General features: G+C 63.4%; 8 protein-coding genes, 2 pseudogenes and 1 riboswitch. Of the genes and pseudogenes, 5 read left to right on the forward strand and 5 right to left on the reverse strand.

All coding sequences use genetic code 11. The features are described 5' to 3' along the window. Positions 1 to 27: 27 nt before the first annotated feature. Entirely contained in the window at positions 28 to 939 is a 912-nt protein-coding gene (locus E8E68_RS12230; protein ID WP_280341768.1) for a LysR family transcriptional regulator, read from the reverse strand. Between the two features lie 204 nt (positions 940 to 1,143). Between E8E68_RS12230 and E8E68_RS12235 the strand changes: the two are divergent. Together E8E68_RS12235 and E8E68_RS12240 are read left to right on the forward strand one after the other, a co-directional pair. Then, positions 1,144 to 1,623, forward strand: a pseudogene (locus tag E8E68_RS12235) (SDR family oxidoreductase); the annotation flags it as partial. 57 nt (positions 1,624 to 1,680) lie between these two features. Further along, positions 1,681 to 2,790 (forward strand): SMP-30/gluconolactonase/LRE family protein, encoded by a 1,110-nt coding sequence (locus E8E68_RS12240; RefSeq protein ID WP_266034245.1) that lies wholly within the window; start codon positions 1,681 to 1,683, stop codon positions 2,788 to 2,790. Here the strand turns inward: E8E68_RS12240 and E8E68_RS12245 are convergent. From E8E68_RS12245 to E8E68_RS12260, 4 genes and pseudogenes are all read right to left on the reverse strand, one after another. Continuing rightward, on the reverse strand, positions 2,780 to 3,730 hold the full coding sequence (locus E8E68_RS12245; protein WP_280341771.1) for a site-specific integrase: 951 nt from the start codon (positions 3,728 to 3,730) through the stop codon (positions 2,780 to 2,782). The genes E8E68_RS12240 and E8E68_RS12245 overlap by 11 nt on opposite strands. 130 nt (positions 3,731 to 3,860) lie before the next feature. Continuing rightward, a pseudogene (locus E8E68_RS12250) lies at positions 3,861 to 6,167 on the reverse strand (EAL domain-containing protein); the annotation flags it as partial. An 81-nt stretch (positions 6,168 to 6,248) separates the two neighbouring features. Further along, positions 6,249 to 7,232, reverse strand: a complete 984-nt coding sequence (locus E8E68_RS12255) for an SCO family protein (RefSeq protein WP_280341773.1) — start codon at positions 7,230 to 7,232, stop codon at positions 6,249 to 6,251. A 100-nt stretch (positions 7,233 to 7,332) separates the two neighbouring features. Further along, positions 7,333 to 10,728, reverse strand: coding sequence for an Ig-like domain-containing protein (locus tag E8E68_RS12260; protein ID WP_280341776.1), 3,396 nt, complete (start codon positions 10,726 to 10,728; stop codon positions 7,333 to 7,335). Between the two features lie 251 nt (positions 10,729 to 10,979). Then, positions 10,980 to 11,094: riboswitch (TPP riboswitch) on the forward strand. Positions 11,095 to 11,172: 78 nt separating this feature from the next. Here E8E68_RS12260 and E8E68_RS12265 point away from each other — a divergent pair. The 3 genes from E8E68_RS12265 to codA all read left to right on the forward strand — a co-directional run bounded on the left by E8E68_RS12265 (position 11,173) and on the right by codA (position 13,823). Next, positions 11,173 to 11,820, forward strand: coding sequence for a TenA family protein (locus E8E68_RS12265; RefSeq protein ID WP_266034215.1), 648 nt, complete (start codon positions 11,173 to 11,175; stop codon positions 11,818 to 11,820). After that, positions 11,817 to 12,494, forward strand: coding sequence for a thiaminase II (gene tenA / locus E8E68_RS12270; protein ID WP_266034218.1), 678 nt, complete (start codon positions 11,817 to 11,819; stop codon positions 12,492 to 12,494). The genes E8E68_RS12265 and tenA overlap by 4 nt, the downstream gene beginning before the upstream one ends. Positions 12,495 to 12,584: 90 nt before the next feature. Beyond that, positions 12,585 to 13,823: a cytosine deaminase gene (codA, locus tag E8E68_RS12275; RefSeq protein WP_266034221.1), complete on the forward strand. Its 1,239-nt coding sequence runs from the start codon at positions 12,585 to 12,587 to the stop codon at positions 13,821 to 13,823. Position 13,824: the final 1 nt, after the last annotated feature.

Genomic DNA, 13,824 nt, shown 5'->3' on the forward strand with positions numbered 1-13,824 from the left:
CCTTCGCTTCAGGCTTTCAGACAGCGCCTAGTCGCCGGTGACGCCTTGGTTTTCGAACAGGGCGATGAAGTTGGCCAGGGCCGGCGACGTATTCTGGGCGCTCCATTTCATGTACAGACCAATGCCGGGGGCGGGCTGGTCATCAAGCGGGCGGATCGGGCGAAACTGCACCCGCTCGCGCGACGTAGAGCTGGCGAACGAAGCCGGTACCAGGGCCACCCCAAAACCGCAGGCCACCAGGCCAAGTAGCGTATGGATCTGCGCCGCCTCCTGTACCACCTTGGGGTAGAACCCCGCCGACTGGCACAGTGCAATCAACTGCGCATGGTACCCGCCGCCCAACGCTTGCGGGGTGAACACGAAATCTTCCTCGGCGAACTCGCGCAGTTCTATCTCGCGCGATTGCGCCTTGGGGTGGGCGGCGGGCAAGGCCATCACGATCTGCTCGTCGAGCAGCAAGCGTGCTTCGAGGGTACCTGCAGGCAGGGGCAGCCTGCGCATGAAGCCGATGTCTGCCTCACCGGCCAACAGCGCTTTGGCCTGCGAGGCCGAAGGCATCTCGCGAATGGTCAGTTGTACGTTCGGGTAAGTTTCACGGAAGCGGCGTAAGGTGCCGAGCAACGCGTCGTAGTAGGCGATGGAAATGGCGGTGATGCTCAGCTTGCCGCTGACCCCCGCCGACACATGGCGGGCGTACTCGATACCCTGATCCAGCTCGGCCAGTGTGCGGTACGCGGTGTCAAGAAACGCCGTGCCAGCGGCGGTCAGGCGCACCTCGCGCTTGTTGCGCAGCAGCAGGCTGAAGCCGAGCTTTTCCTCAAGCCGGTTGATCGCCTGGCTCAGCGGCGGTTGCGCCATGTGCAGGCGCTCGGCGGCCTTGTGAAAGTGCAGCTCTTCAGCCACGGCAATGAACTGCCTGAGCAGACGTGTCTCGATCATCCAGCATTCCTGCAAAGCCGTGGGCCGGCGGTGATATCCATGAGATATCAAAGTTGCATGCTTTTAATATTAAGTCATTGATTTTTTTGTTGATATCTTAAAAAGGAGAATCCAAGGTAGCCAGAAATGCCCGTTCCAGACCCTTTCCACAATAAAGTAGCGGTCATCACCGGGGCCGCACAGGGCCTGGGCCTGGCCTATGCCATGGCGCTCGCCAAGCGCGGGGTGCGGGTAGTGATCAGTGACCTGGGCACCGATCGCTCAGGACAAGGGCAGGATGCGTCGACGCTCGAACAGGCGCTGGCAGCGATGCGCGCCAAGGGCTACGCGGTGGTTGGGCACGCCGGTCAGCTTGACGACGAGGGCGCCTGCAAGCAGCTGATCGAGCTGGCCATTGCCCATTTCGGTGCGCTGGATATCCTCATCCATAACGCCGGCTGGGTCGATTACCAGCGTATCGAAGCACAGGAAGACGGCTTCCTGAAGCGTGCACTGGGTATCAACGTGCAGGCGCCGGTGTGGCTGGCCAAGCACGCCTGGCCCCATCTCAAGCGCTCCGCTGCACCGCGGGTAGTACTGACCACTTCGGACCGCGCCATGTACCAGCGCTACGCACAGCCTGGGCTGGTGGCCTATGCCGCCGGCAAGATGGCGCAGGTTGGGATCATGAATGCCTTGAGCATGGAGGGTCAGGAGCACGGGATTCTGGTCAATGCGATTTCGCCGGTGGCCAAAACCCGCATGTGGGGTATCAGCCAGCCGCCGCAAGAGCTGAAACCCGAATGGGTTACGCCCGGTGTGTTGTACCTGGCCAGCGCGCTGTGCCATGACACAGGCTACATCCTGAGGGCCAGCAATGGCCAGTTCACCGCTACGCGATTCAATGAAAACAGCGGCGTCAGCTACCCACGTGACCTGGGCCGGGTGCAGGCCGGTGACCTGACGGAAGTGGCTGAGCGCTGGAACCGCATCAAAGAATGCAATTACGTGCCGGTCAAGGTCGCCAACACCCGCGCGGACCTGGGTGAAAGCCTGGTCTGGGAGGAGCTTAGCGGCACGTTGTACTTCGTCGACATTTCCGGCGGTCGTATCAACTGCCTGACGCCAGATGGCGAAGTCGAGAACCTTTACGAGTCTGCCGCGCGGATTGGCGCACTCGCACTGACCGACCGCGGTAACCTGATCTTCACCGAAGATGCCAGCGTGGCGATCTACGATGTGCCGGCGCGCAAGGTGCGCCAGCACTCGGCGTCAGTGCATCCGCGGCCGTCCTACCGTTTCAATGACGGCGCGTGCGATCCGCAGGGGCGCTTTGTCACCGGGTTGATGGACGATGCCCTGAGTGGCAACACCGGGGCCCTGTTCCGTTTTGACGGGCATCTGAGCGACCAGGTGATCCACGATGACCTGGCACTGCCAACTGGCCTTGCCTGGTCGGAGGATGGCCGTACGTTGTACTTCGTCGATTCGGCGGCGCGTGCGATCTATTGCGCTGAATACCTCAGCGAAGGCCGGCTGGGCGCGATCACGCTGTTTGCCGAAACACCTGCTGAGCTCGGCCGGCCAGACGGTTTGGCGCTGGACCGTGAAGGCGGGCTGTGGGTATGCCAGTACCAAGGCAGCTGCTTGCTCCACTATGATCGCCACGGCCACCTGGCCGACCAGGTGTTGATGCCGGTGCCATGCCCGACCAGTTGCTGTTTTGGCGGCCCCGGGCTCAATACCTTGTACATCAGTACCGCGCGCTTTGGCATGAGTGCCGAGGACCTGCACCATTATCCTGACGCCGGTGACCTGTATGCCATCCGCCCGGAAACCGGCGGCATCGCCCGGCACAGCTTCAGGGAATGAGCGGCTGGGCCTGGCTGGCCGGTAACACGGCCAGTTCGCCGAAGCGTTGCGCCGAGTCGATGTAGCGCAGCGCCGACTTGGCGTCTTTCCAGCCCACGTAGCTCATCAGCGATTTCAATTCCCAACCGTTGGCGGTGGCCCAAGTGGCGAAACCGCGCCGCAGCGAGTGGCCGGTGTACAGTGCCGCAGGCACCCCGGCACGTTCCAGCATGCGCCGAAGCAGACCCACCAGGCTGTTGCTGTTGAGCGGGCTGTCGCCGAGGTTGCCCCAGCGGTCGAGCTTGCGGAACACGGGCCCGTGGGCAATGCCGGCAACTTCCAGCCATTGCAGGTAGGCCGTGACCGGGCACAAGGCTTTGAGGGCAGGGGTGCGGTGCTGCACACCCAAGGCCTCGCGATCGCCCTTGCTGCGCGGCAGGAACAGGGTAATGCCGACGCCGGCTTCGGCCTGGATGTGCTCGATGCGCAGACGCGCCAGCTCATCACCGCGAAAGCCGCGCCAGAAGCCCAGCAGCAGCAGTGCAGCATCACGCCGGGCCCGGCGCAAGGCTGCCAGGTCGTGGTGTTCACGGGCCTGGCGGGCTTCTTCTTCAAAATGCCCAATGGCGGTTTGCAGGTGCTGCAGCAGCAATGGGGCAGCCTGCCTGGGCGGTGCCGGGTGCAGGGTGCGGATGCCGCGCAGCACCTGCCGTACCAAAGGTGCCTTGGTCGGGTCGGGGAAACCTTGGGCGACGTGCCATTGGCTGAGTGCGGCCAGGCGCTGACGCAGGGTGCTGACCGCATGCTGGTCGGCATGGTCGGCCAGGTAGCGGGCGACGCTCTCGGCGGTGGCTGGCAGGAAGCCGCCCCAATGGCTTTCGAAGTGCTCGATGGCAGCCTGGTAGCTGCGCCGGGTGTTGTCACGGGTGGCGGCGCGCAGGTAGCGCTCGATGTCGGTCATGGTGCGGGGAGCCGGTGAGGATGAGTACACCTTAAACCGAAAAGGTTCGGCTGTCCCGCATCGCCTGTGGTGTAGATGCTACGTACCCGGTGGGTGCACCTTTGCCGGTGTGCGCGGGTGCATCCGCTTGCTCGACGCCGTTGAATGGCGGGTAGTCGAGCAACTGCGCGGACGACAGCGGCCGGCTGAAATGATAGCCCTGAGCGATATCGCAGCCGGCCAGTTTCAGGCACACCACCTGTTCACGGGTTTCTACGCCTTCGGCAACCACTTCAAGGCCCAGGCGCTTGGCCAGGATGATGGTTGAAGACACGATCGGGCTGTCATCTGGGCTGTTGGACAATGGCGCAATCAGCGAGCGGTCAATCTTCAGCTTGCTCAATGGCAACGAGTGCAAGTGGGCGAAGCCGGCGTAGCCGCGGCCAAAGTCGTCCAGGCTGATGCCCAGGCCAGCGCCACGCAAGGCATGCAAGTGGCCTACTGCAGTGCCCTCGGGGTCGAGGATAGTGGTTTCGGTGATTTCCAGCTCCAGCCGCTGGGGCGCGATCCCATGCCGCTGCAACTTGCTCAGCAACCGCGCAGCGAAACCGTCCTGACGCAGTTGCAGCGCCGATACATTCACCGCCAGCCGCGTTTCCCTCCCATGGGCATCCCAGCTTGCCAAAGCTTCGCAGGCCAGGCGCAGCACCTCCCAGCCGAGGTCGACAATGAACCCGCTGCGCTCGGCCAGCTCGATGAAACGGTCCGGGTACAGCAGGCCGAACTCGGGGTGGTCCCAGCGCACCAGTGCTTCGTATCCCAGCACCTGCTGGGTATCGAGGCGAATCTGCGGTTGATAGTGCAGCACGAACTGGCGCTCGGCCAGGGCACTGCCAAACGCCTGCTCCAGGGTAAAGGCCTGGATGTCGGCCAGGTTCAGCGAGGGGTCGAAGAAGCGATACTGCGCACGCCCGGCCTGCTTGGCCGAATACATCGCCGCATCGGCACTGCGGATCAGGCTGTCGATGTCCTGGCCGTCGCGCGGGCAGATGCTGACGCCGACGCTTGGGCTGGTGTTGACTTCCTGGCCGTCCAGGGCGTAGGTGGCCGACAGTTTCTGCACCAGTTCGCGGACCCAGGCATTGATCTGTTCCTCGCTGCGTTCGCCGGCCAGCAACACCACGAATTCGTCGCCGCCAAAGCGCGAAGCCTCGTCGCCCGGCTCCAGCAGGCGCTGAATGCGTCCGGCGACGGCCTGCAGCAGCAGGTCGCCGATCTTGTGCCCGAGGGAGTCGTTGATCGATTTGAACCGGTCCATGTCGATGAACAGGATCGCCATCAACCGGCGCTTGCCACGCTGGTGGGTCAGGGCCTGGCCGGCAACTTCGACGAACTGGCGACGGTTGTGCAGGCCGCTGAGGTGGTCGGTGGCGGCGGCATGGCTGCTGCGCCGGTGTTCGTCCTCGAGGCGGCCGATCAGTTGCTGGTTGACCTGCTGGGCCTGCTCCAGTGCATTGAAGGCCTCCTGCCGCTTGCGCAACAGGCGCAAGGTCCATAGGAGGCTGGCGATGATCATCAGGGTCATGCTCAGGTTCAACCAGAACTGCCGCGCATAAGCCCGCGTCGAAGGCGCCAGGATCTCGTCCTGGCGTTGGCTGACCACCACGCTGAAACCTCGCTCAGGTATCCGCCGGTACAGGCTCTGGTAGGCTTCGCCGGCAACGTACTGGGTGAGCACGCCCGTGTCCGCTCCCAGGTCCGTGAGTTGGGGCTGCAAGGTATCGCTGGCCATCGCCACGCCGCTGGTGTCAATGCGCAGCCGCTCCAGGCCATCATCCTGCAGCAGCCGCACCAGGCCGGTGCTGCCCAGGTCGATGTGCTGGAACAGCACTGCCAGGTAGCCGATGTCCAGCTGCACCACCAGGATGGTGTCGATTTCACGGCCGGTGGGGCCCGTCAGCGGCAGCAGGAAGGGCAGCCGCCAGGTGGGCAGGGCGACCGGCAGGTCATGGGGCTGGATGCTCGGCAGGAACGGGGTGAAACCGTAGCGTGCGACGTGCTGCTGAAGCTGCTGCAACCACGGGCCAGGCAACTCAGGCGCCTCGTCAGCGTGGCTGGCCGACAGCAGCTTGCCATAGCGGTCGTACAAGCCCATGCGCTTGAACACAGGGTCTTCGGCAAGGATCCGCGCCAGGCTGAAGTTGCCCTGGCGCAGTACCTTCATGTCGTCCTGAGTGACCCGGCCCACCGCCTGGGCCCGGTCGACCAACTGGCGCAGGCTTTCGCCGACGATGCTGGCCAGGTTCAGGTGCTCGGCGGCCTTGGCCGACAGCGCATCCTGGCGGGCGGCGGCTTTCTGGGTGGAATGAAGCCCCCATAGAAAGGCCAGCGTCGCTGCACAGAGCATCAGGATCAGCAGCCGCAGAAGGCTGGCGGAGGAAAGTGAACGGCGAATCACTGCTGAAAGTTCCCGACCCTGGGTGATGCTGGAAAAATACGACAGTGAGATGACAGCCTGATGACTGATGGCAAATAGCCTTTAAGGTTTTCCCCTGTCCGCGACAGGCGTTTGCAGCCGTGCGGTTTCTTCTTCGAGGTAGCTCATGAGGGCACTGACTTCGGCATCACCCAGGCGCATGTTGGGCATGGCCAGGCGGTTGTACTGCTCGTACAGCAGCAGGGCCAACGGGTCTTTTTTGGCCAGCATCTGGTCCGGCTCCTTCAGCCAGCGGGTCAGCCAGTTGGCATCACGCTGGCGGGTCATCCCCAGCAGGTCCGGGCCGATACCGGGCTGGCCGGGCTCGTTGTTGCCCAATGTGTGGCAGGACGAGCAGCGGGTGCGGAATATCTGCTCGCCACTGCTGGGCGGGCGTACCTGGGGGGCCTGGGCGTAGTCATTGTTCGTGGCGCTGGCCTGCTTCCAGTTGTGCAGGCTGTTGCCCAGGCGGTCGGCGAGAATATAAGGGCTTTCGAAGGGAGAAGCCTTCATCCAGCGGCCGGTGGCCTGGTTGCCGATGATCAGGCTCAAGTTGTGGTCTTTGGAGCGGCCGTTTTCCAGGCCATCGATCCACAGCCCCAAGCGCCGGCGTAGCTGTTCGATGTCATCGGGCTCGCCGGTGAGCAGGGTCCAGCCAGGGCCGATGCCGAACTTTTCGGCGTAGCGTTTGAGGGTAGCGGGGGTGTCATTGTAAGGGTCGATGCTGATGGAGTAGAGGTGTATGTCGTTGCCGACCCGGTCGCCGAGGATTTTCTGTACCTGGCGCAAACGGGCGGTTTCCACCGGGCATGAATCGGAACACCCGGTGAAGATGAAGTTGATGGCCACCACCTTGCCCTTGATCAGGTCGTCGTAGAAGTGCACGTGTTCGCCGTCTTGGGTGACAAGGGGGATGTTGGGGAAGTAGTCGGCCCCCCAAGGTGTGGCGGCCTCTTCGGCTACCGGTTGCCTGGGTTGCAGCGGCCAGAACGGGACGCTGGCGGCAAACAGCGCGACTACCAGCAGGAAACGCCATGAACCGGACATGATGGGGTCCTCGTCGGTTGGCAGTTGGGCTTGAATGACAGATCTGGCTGAGCCCCTTGGAGCGCCCGCGAAGGGCCGCAGAGCGGCCCCCGCTTTTCACTCACTTGTACTGGACCGGCGCCGTCACGCTCTGCCCCAGCGCCGATTTCACGGTCACCGTCGCCGGTGTGGCCGGGCCGTAGCCGGTGGTGGTCACCGAAACCCGCCAGCGGGCACCGCTAGTGGTAGCCGTGAGCGTTGCAGTCCCCAGGCTCACCGGCCCGCCGGTGGTTGCGGCCGTCACACTGATGCTGTTGCCCGTGGCCACTGTGGTCGTCCCCGATACATCCCAGGTGAAGCGGTTGCCGCTGCGTACCTGCACGGTGGCGCTGGTGACCTGAATCTGGTCCATCGCCGCTGCCTGGCTCACGGCGATGCTGACCGTGGCCGGTGTCAGCGACTCGGCACCCTTGGCATCACGCGCCGTGTAGCTGAAGTTGGCCGTGAAGGGGGCATTGATCGTGGCCGGCGGGGTGTAGGTCACCGTGGTGCCGTCAGTGCTTACCGTGCCTTTGCCAGAGTCTGGCTGGTTGAGGCCGGTGACCGTCAGCGGCACGTTGCCATCCGGGTCGCTGTCGTTGGCCAGCACGTTCAGGGTGACGGGCGTGCCGGCGGTGGTCGCCGCGCTGTCATTGGCCGCGACGGGTGGCTTGTTGGCCGGGTCGTCGTTGTCATCATGGCCTTCGGTGCGGAAGGTAGGCAGGCCTACCGAGGCCATGTACTGCACACCGTCCCAACCCGGCAGCGGCGTCGGCATCACCTGGAACTGGCCGGGGCGGTCGATGTCCCAGCGCAGCAACATCGACGAGTCCTCATGCTGGGTGTTGTGGCAGTGCTCCATGTAGGTACCGGCGAACTCGCGGAAGCGGATGGCGATTTCCACTTCTTCCGAAGAGTCGGCGTCCGGCCCGATGCGATACACGTCCTTGCGCGCCCATTTTTCCCACTCGGGTGGCGCCTTGCCGTCGCGGCTGAGGATCACGCCTTCCTCGAAGTGCACATGCACCGGGTGGCTCCAGCCATTGCCGCCGTTCTTGATTTTCCACACTTCCAGGGTGCCATCGCCACTGAACCCGCCGTCGGTGGACTGGTTGGCCAGTTGGGGGGCCGCACTGATGCGTCGGGGGTCCATGCTGTAGCCGAAGCCGCCGTCAGTCTTGATGGTCCACGGGGCGGTGTCGGTACCGTCGGAGCGGCCAAATATGAACTCGCGGTGGCGGGCATCCTTGATCTTGGCCAGGTCGCCAGCAGCGTTGCGGTCAATCGGCAGCGGCAGCATCTTCAGGCCTGCAGCCTTGCCTGGCTTGGCCGGTTCGTAGGCTACCGGGTCCATGCTCAGGTCCTGGCCGGTGTAGGGCTGCACGATCAATTGCAGGAACTTGCCAACCACCGGGTCGCCGTTGTCCCACTGCGGGCCCTTGCTGGTTTGCTTGATCACTGCCTTGTATTTCCCCGACAGCACGTCTGCCAGCGGAATGGCGGCTTCCGGGCCCTTGCCGGTCTGGTGCTCCATCAGGTTGACGAAGTACAGCTTGTCGCCCGCCTTGATCCCGTTCTTGGCGAAATTGATGATGATGTCGTAGCGCTCGGCGATGCCTTGCAGCGGCAGGATGCCGTTGCTGTCCTGAAGGCTGCCGTCGCCGTTGAGGTCCATGGAACCGTCGAACGGCACAGCGTGTTCCATGATGTTGCCGTCGTTGGCGATCATGTGGAACGGCACCCGTGCATAGGACAGGTTGGAGCCAGTCGGGCCCTTGAACTCACCGCTGCTACCGGCGATCTCGCGTACCACGGCAAACTTGAAGTAGCGCGACACCGAGCCATTGAGGATACGGAAGCGATAGCTGCGTGCGCGTACCTTGAGCCGGGGCTGGTACTGCCAGTTGACCAGGATCTGGTCACCGAGGAAGCCGTCGGTATTGAAGGGGTTGAACCACAGTTGACCATTGGCATCCCAGGCCTTGTCAGCGATCACCAGGTTGACGTCGTAGTCACGGTTGCCCCACGGCATGGACGAGCCGCTGGGGAAGCGCAGGTTCACGCCGTCCTGCAGTGCTTCGTTGCCGCGGTCCAGAGCGCTGTAGTAGTTCATCATTACGGCGTTGCCCTTGTAGACGTTCTGCGCCGTGAAATCCATCATGTGGTCGTGGAACCAGTGGGTACTCATGGTTTCGCGCCAGTCACCACGAATCTTGATGCTACCGTTTTCGCAGGTTTTCAGGCCCGGCGAGGCGTCGTTGACGAACAGGGTTTCACCCGGGGAGCAGGGGAAGGCGGCACGCGGGTCCTGGGCACGGGTGTTGATGGTGTCATAGCCGGCCAGCTGCACCGGCCAGCGGTAGTCATAGTACTGACCGGGGAAGAAATAGGCGTTGGCAAAGCCATCGCTCTCGGCCGGCGAGTGGCCGTTATGCTCGTGGGTGGAGAGGGTGTGCAGGCCAAACCCGCCGTTGGCCGACGGGTCGATCGGCAGGGCGTTGTAATGGCGCATCAGCACTGGCTGGCCGTAGCGCACCATCAGCAGCTTGGGCGGGAAGGTGCCGTCGAAGGTCCAGACCGACTTGTGATTCTGCAGCGGCATGCTTGGGTGGAAGCGGGTGTCGATGCCTTTGGTGGTACCCAGCGTGGTGGGGATGTCGGATGTCTGGTAGTACAGGCCGCCGGGCGCGAACTCCCCAACCGCGTAGTTGTGCAGTTGTTTACGGTCGCGCAGGCCGAGGTTGATGCGCGCACCGGCCTGCGCGGTCTTGAATGCTGCCTGTGGGTAGAACTCGTTCCAGCGCTGGTGCGACCAGCCTTTTCCTGGTGGCCGTCCCTCTGCCGGCGAACCGACTGGTTGGCGGTTGAGAAACATCTCGATCTGCGCCTTCCAGGGGTTGCGATCGAGCACATTGGAATACTGGGTAGGGAACGGGTACAGGCCAGGTTGCTTGAGGAAGGCCTCCAGGGCAGTGCCGCTGGGGCCGCTGCGGGCCACCTTGTCAGGGTCCTGAGCGGGTGCTGCGCCAAGGGTAGGCACCGGGAATGTCAGGCTTGGCGGCGGCAGCGTGGGGTCGAGTTTTTCCGTGCCGAATTCCTCGAACAGCAGCAGTTGCTGGGTGAACGGCTGGGCGCCGAACAATGGGCTGGGTTTGCCGTTGGTGGGGTATTTGTCCGAGGTTTGCAGCGCCGGCGGCAACACGTTGTCGGTAGTGACTGTGTTGCGGTCGCCGTACGCGCCATCTGTCAGCTCCAGCGAGCCTTCATTAGCCTCGGGCAAGGTGTTCAGGTTGAGCAGTGCAGTGGTTGGGTCAGCGGGTTGGTCGGTATACGCCGACGGGTCGGTCGGCGATGGCTGGCTGTTGTCATCAAGGGAAGATGCCATGGCCGTGATCAGCCCGAGGCTGAGCATCAGCGCAGTGGCAGAGGACAGCTGGAATGCGTGCCTAGCTGGATGGATGACGGCAGGTGTTTTCATTGCTTTATGCCTCACTCGCGGCTGCATGGCGTAAAGCCATCGATGGCGTTTTGCCCGGTTAAAGGGCCACGAGCAACGGCTGTGCCAACCGATATTTTTGTAATGCTTTGTTAAACAAATCCTTGCGGCGACTGATGCGCGCTAAATAAAAGGGCGTCAAGAATGGGGACAGGTCCCCATTAGCGGGGCCCCAATCCCCAGGGTTTGGGTGCGCAGGCTAGTGACAGCGGGGGCGCCCTGCGGTATATCTGAACGCCACCAAGGGGAGCCCGGCAACGGGCTGAGAAACTGCTGAGCGCTGCAGCGCGGTGACCCTTCGAACCTGATCCGGATCATGCCGGCGAAGGGATGGGATTCATTACCTGCCTTTTTGCCGGCCTCACTGCGAGGCCTGTCCATGCCAACCTCAACGGTCTCGCTGTCAACTTCATCAAGGACAGCAACATGACCGAACGTTTCAGCCAGTCCCTGCGCCAGCAGAGCGAACCCACCTGGTCGGCGGCCGTCGGGCACCGTTTCGTGACCCAGTTGTGCGACGGCAGCCTGCCCGACCCGGTCATGGTTGATTACCTGGTGCAGGACCACCGCTTCCTCGACAGCTTCCTGACCCTGTTGGGCGCCGCCATCGCCACCGCCGACACCTTCGAGGCGCGCCTGCGTTTCGGCCGCTTTGCCGGAATGATCTCCAGCGACGAGAACACCTACTTCCTGCGCGCATTCGAGGCACTGGACGTAAGCCCGGCACAACGCAGCGAACCGGCCGATACCCTGCCAACCGCAGGGTTCAAGGCGATCATGCGCGAAGCGGCAGCCACCCGGTCCTATGCGGCGGCGCTGGCGGTACTCAATGTTGCCGAAGGCCTTTACCTGGACTGGGCGCTGAAGGCGCCAAAACCCCTGCCGGAACATTTCATCCATGCCGAGTGGATCACCCTGCACGATAACCCGGCATTCCAGGCCTTCGTCGCTTTCCTGCAAGCCGAACTGGACCGCGTCGGCCCGCAGGAGGCGGCGCTGGCAACTGACTTCTACCAACGCACCGTGGCCCTTGAACTGGCGTTCTTCGACGCCGTGTACCCGGAGGGCAAATGAGCATGGATATCTTCGAACGCCTCAAGGCCGCTGCCACACAGCAGTGGAGCCGCTACGTGGATCATGACTTCGTGCGGCAAATGGGCGAGGGCACGCTGGACGAGGATGCGTTTCGGACCTACCTGGTGCAGGATTACCTGTTTCTGGTCCAGTTCGCCCGCGCCTGGGCGCTGGCCGCCTACAAAAGCCGCCGCCCGGCCGACATCCGCGCCGCGCAGGCCACGTTGTCGGCGATCCTTGATGAAACCGAGCTTCACCTGCGCCTGTGCGCACGCTGGGGGCTGAGCCAGGCCGATATCGAGGCGGCGCCCGAGCACCAGGCCACCGTGGCATACACCCGCTACGTGCTGGACTGCGGCGCTGCCGGAGACCTGCTGGAGCTGCACGTGGCACTGGCACCTTGCGTGGTTGGCTATGCCGAGATCGGTCGGAACCTGGCCGAGCGGATCGGTGACTTGAGCAGCCATCCGTATCGCGAATGGATTGGCGAATATGCCGGGGAGGGTTACCAGGCCGTGGCAGCGGCAGCGCGCAAACAGCTGGATGAACTGGCGGCGCGGAGCATGACCGAGCAGCGCTTCGCCGAGCTGGTTGGGATTTTTGGCCAGGCCTCCAGCCTGGAGGCTGATTTCTGGCAAATGGGCCTGGACGCCGCCTGCCCCCGGCAGGGATAGCAGCGGCTTCACGCCTTGTTCAGGATTTGCATGGGGCGGTCGCCATGCTGCTATCGTGCATGAGCGAAGCCCACGGCAAGGAGTAACAGCATGAATATCATCAACGCACGCCTGCGCGGCAAAGATGGCCTGTTCCGCATCGAGCTCGATGGCGCGCGCATCGCCGCCATCGTGCCTCAGGCCGACGTGGTGGCTGTTGTTGGCAATGATCTGGACGCCACGCAAAACCTGGTAGTGGCACCCTTTGTCGAGCCGCACATCCACCTCGACGCCACCCTGACCGCCGGCGAGCCGCGGTGGAACATGAGCGGCACGCTGTTCGAAGGCATCGAATGCTGGGCCGAGCGCAAGGAAATCACCACCCACGACGACATCAAGCGCCGGGCAAAGAAGACCATCGACATGCTGGTCGATCACGGTATCCAGCATGTACGTACCCACGTCGACGTCACCGACCCGAAACTCACCGCGCTGAAGGCAATGGTTGAGGTGCGTGAAGACGTGCGCGAGTTGGTCGACCTGCAGATTGTCGCCTTCCCGCAGGAGGGGATCGAGTCGTACGCGAACGGCCGGGCCTTGATGACCGAGGCGGTGGCCATTGGCGCCGACGTGGTCGGCGGCATTCCCCACTTCGAGAATACACGCGACCAAGGCGTGTCATCGCTGAAGTTCCTGATGGACCTGGCCGAGCGTACCGGCTGCCTGGTAGACGTACATTGTGACGAAACCGATGACCCGCAATCCCGCTTCCTTGAGGTGCTGGCCGAAGAAGCCCGCGTGCGCGGCATGGGTGCGCGGGTGACGGCCAGCCATACCGTGGCCATGGGTTCGTACGACAACGCTTATTGCTACAAGCTGTTCCGGCTGCTGAAACTGTCGGGCATCAACTTCGTCTCGTGCCCGACCGAAAGCATCCACCTGCAGGGGCGCTTCGACAACTACCCGAAGCGCCGTGGCGTTACCCGCGTGGCCGAGATCGACCGCGCCGGGATGAACGTGTGCTTTGGCCAGGACTCGATCGTCGACCCCTGGTACCCGTTGGGCAACGGCAACATCCTGCGCATTCTCGAGGCTGGCCTGCACATCTGCCATATGCTCGGTTACGAGGACCTGCAGCGCTGCCTGGACCTGATCACCGACAACAGCGCCCGCACCCTGAACCTGGGCGAGCGCTACGGTATCGAAGTAGGGCGCCCGGCGAACCTGTTACTGCTGTCGGCACCAGACGATTACGAAATGGTCCGCAGCCAAGGGCATGCGCTGGTGTCGGTACGCAATGGCAAGGTGCTGATGCAGCGCACGCCCGCACGCGTGCAGCGCACCCGTTGAT

Origin of the sequence: Pseudomonas sp. BN607 (assembly GCF_029871175.1) — a bacterium.
Lineage (GTDB): Bacteria > Pseudomonadota > Gammaproteobacteria > Pseudomonadales > Pseudomonadaceae > Aquipseudomonas.

Bases quoted from the DNA above. Each gene is read 5' to 3' on its own strand.
- E8E68_RS12265 (WP_266034215.1), top strand. From the start codon at position 11,173: ATGACCGAACGTTTCAGCCAGTCCCTGCGCCAGCAGAGCGAACCCACC.
- E8E68_RS12230 (WP_280341768.1), bottom strand. From the start codon at position 939: ATGATCGAGACACGTCTGCTCAGGCAGTTCATTGCCGTGGCTGAAGAG.
- E8E68_RS12240 (WP_266034245.1), top strand. From the start codon at position 1,681: ATGTGGGGTATCAGCCAGCCGCCGCAAGAGCTGAAACCCGAATGGGTT.
- codA (WP_266034221.1), top strand. From the start codon at position 12,585: ATGAATATCATCAACGCACGCCTGCGCGGCAAAGATGGCCTGTTCCGC.
- E8E68_RS12260 (WP_280341776.1), bottom strand. From the start codon at position 10,728: ATGAAAACACCTGCCGTCATCCATCCAGCTAGGCACGCATTCCAGCTG.
- tenA (WP_266034218.1), top strand. From the start codon at position 11,817: ATGAGCATGGATATCTTCGAACGCCTCAAGGCCGCTGCCACACAGCAG.
- E8E68_RS12255 (WP_280341773.1), bottom strand. From the start codon at position 7,232: ATGTCCGGTTCATGGCGTTTCCTGCTGGTAGTCGCGCTGTTTGCCGCC.
- E8E68_RS12245 (WP_280341771.1), bottom strand. From the start codon at position 3,730: ATGACCGACATCGAGCGCTACCTGCGCGCCGCCACCCGTGACAACACC.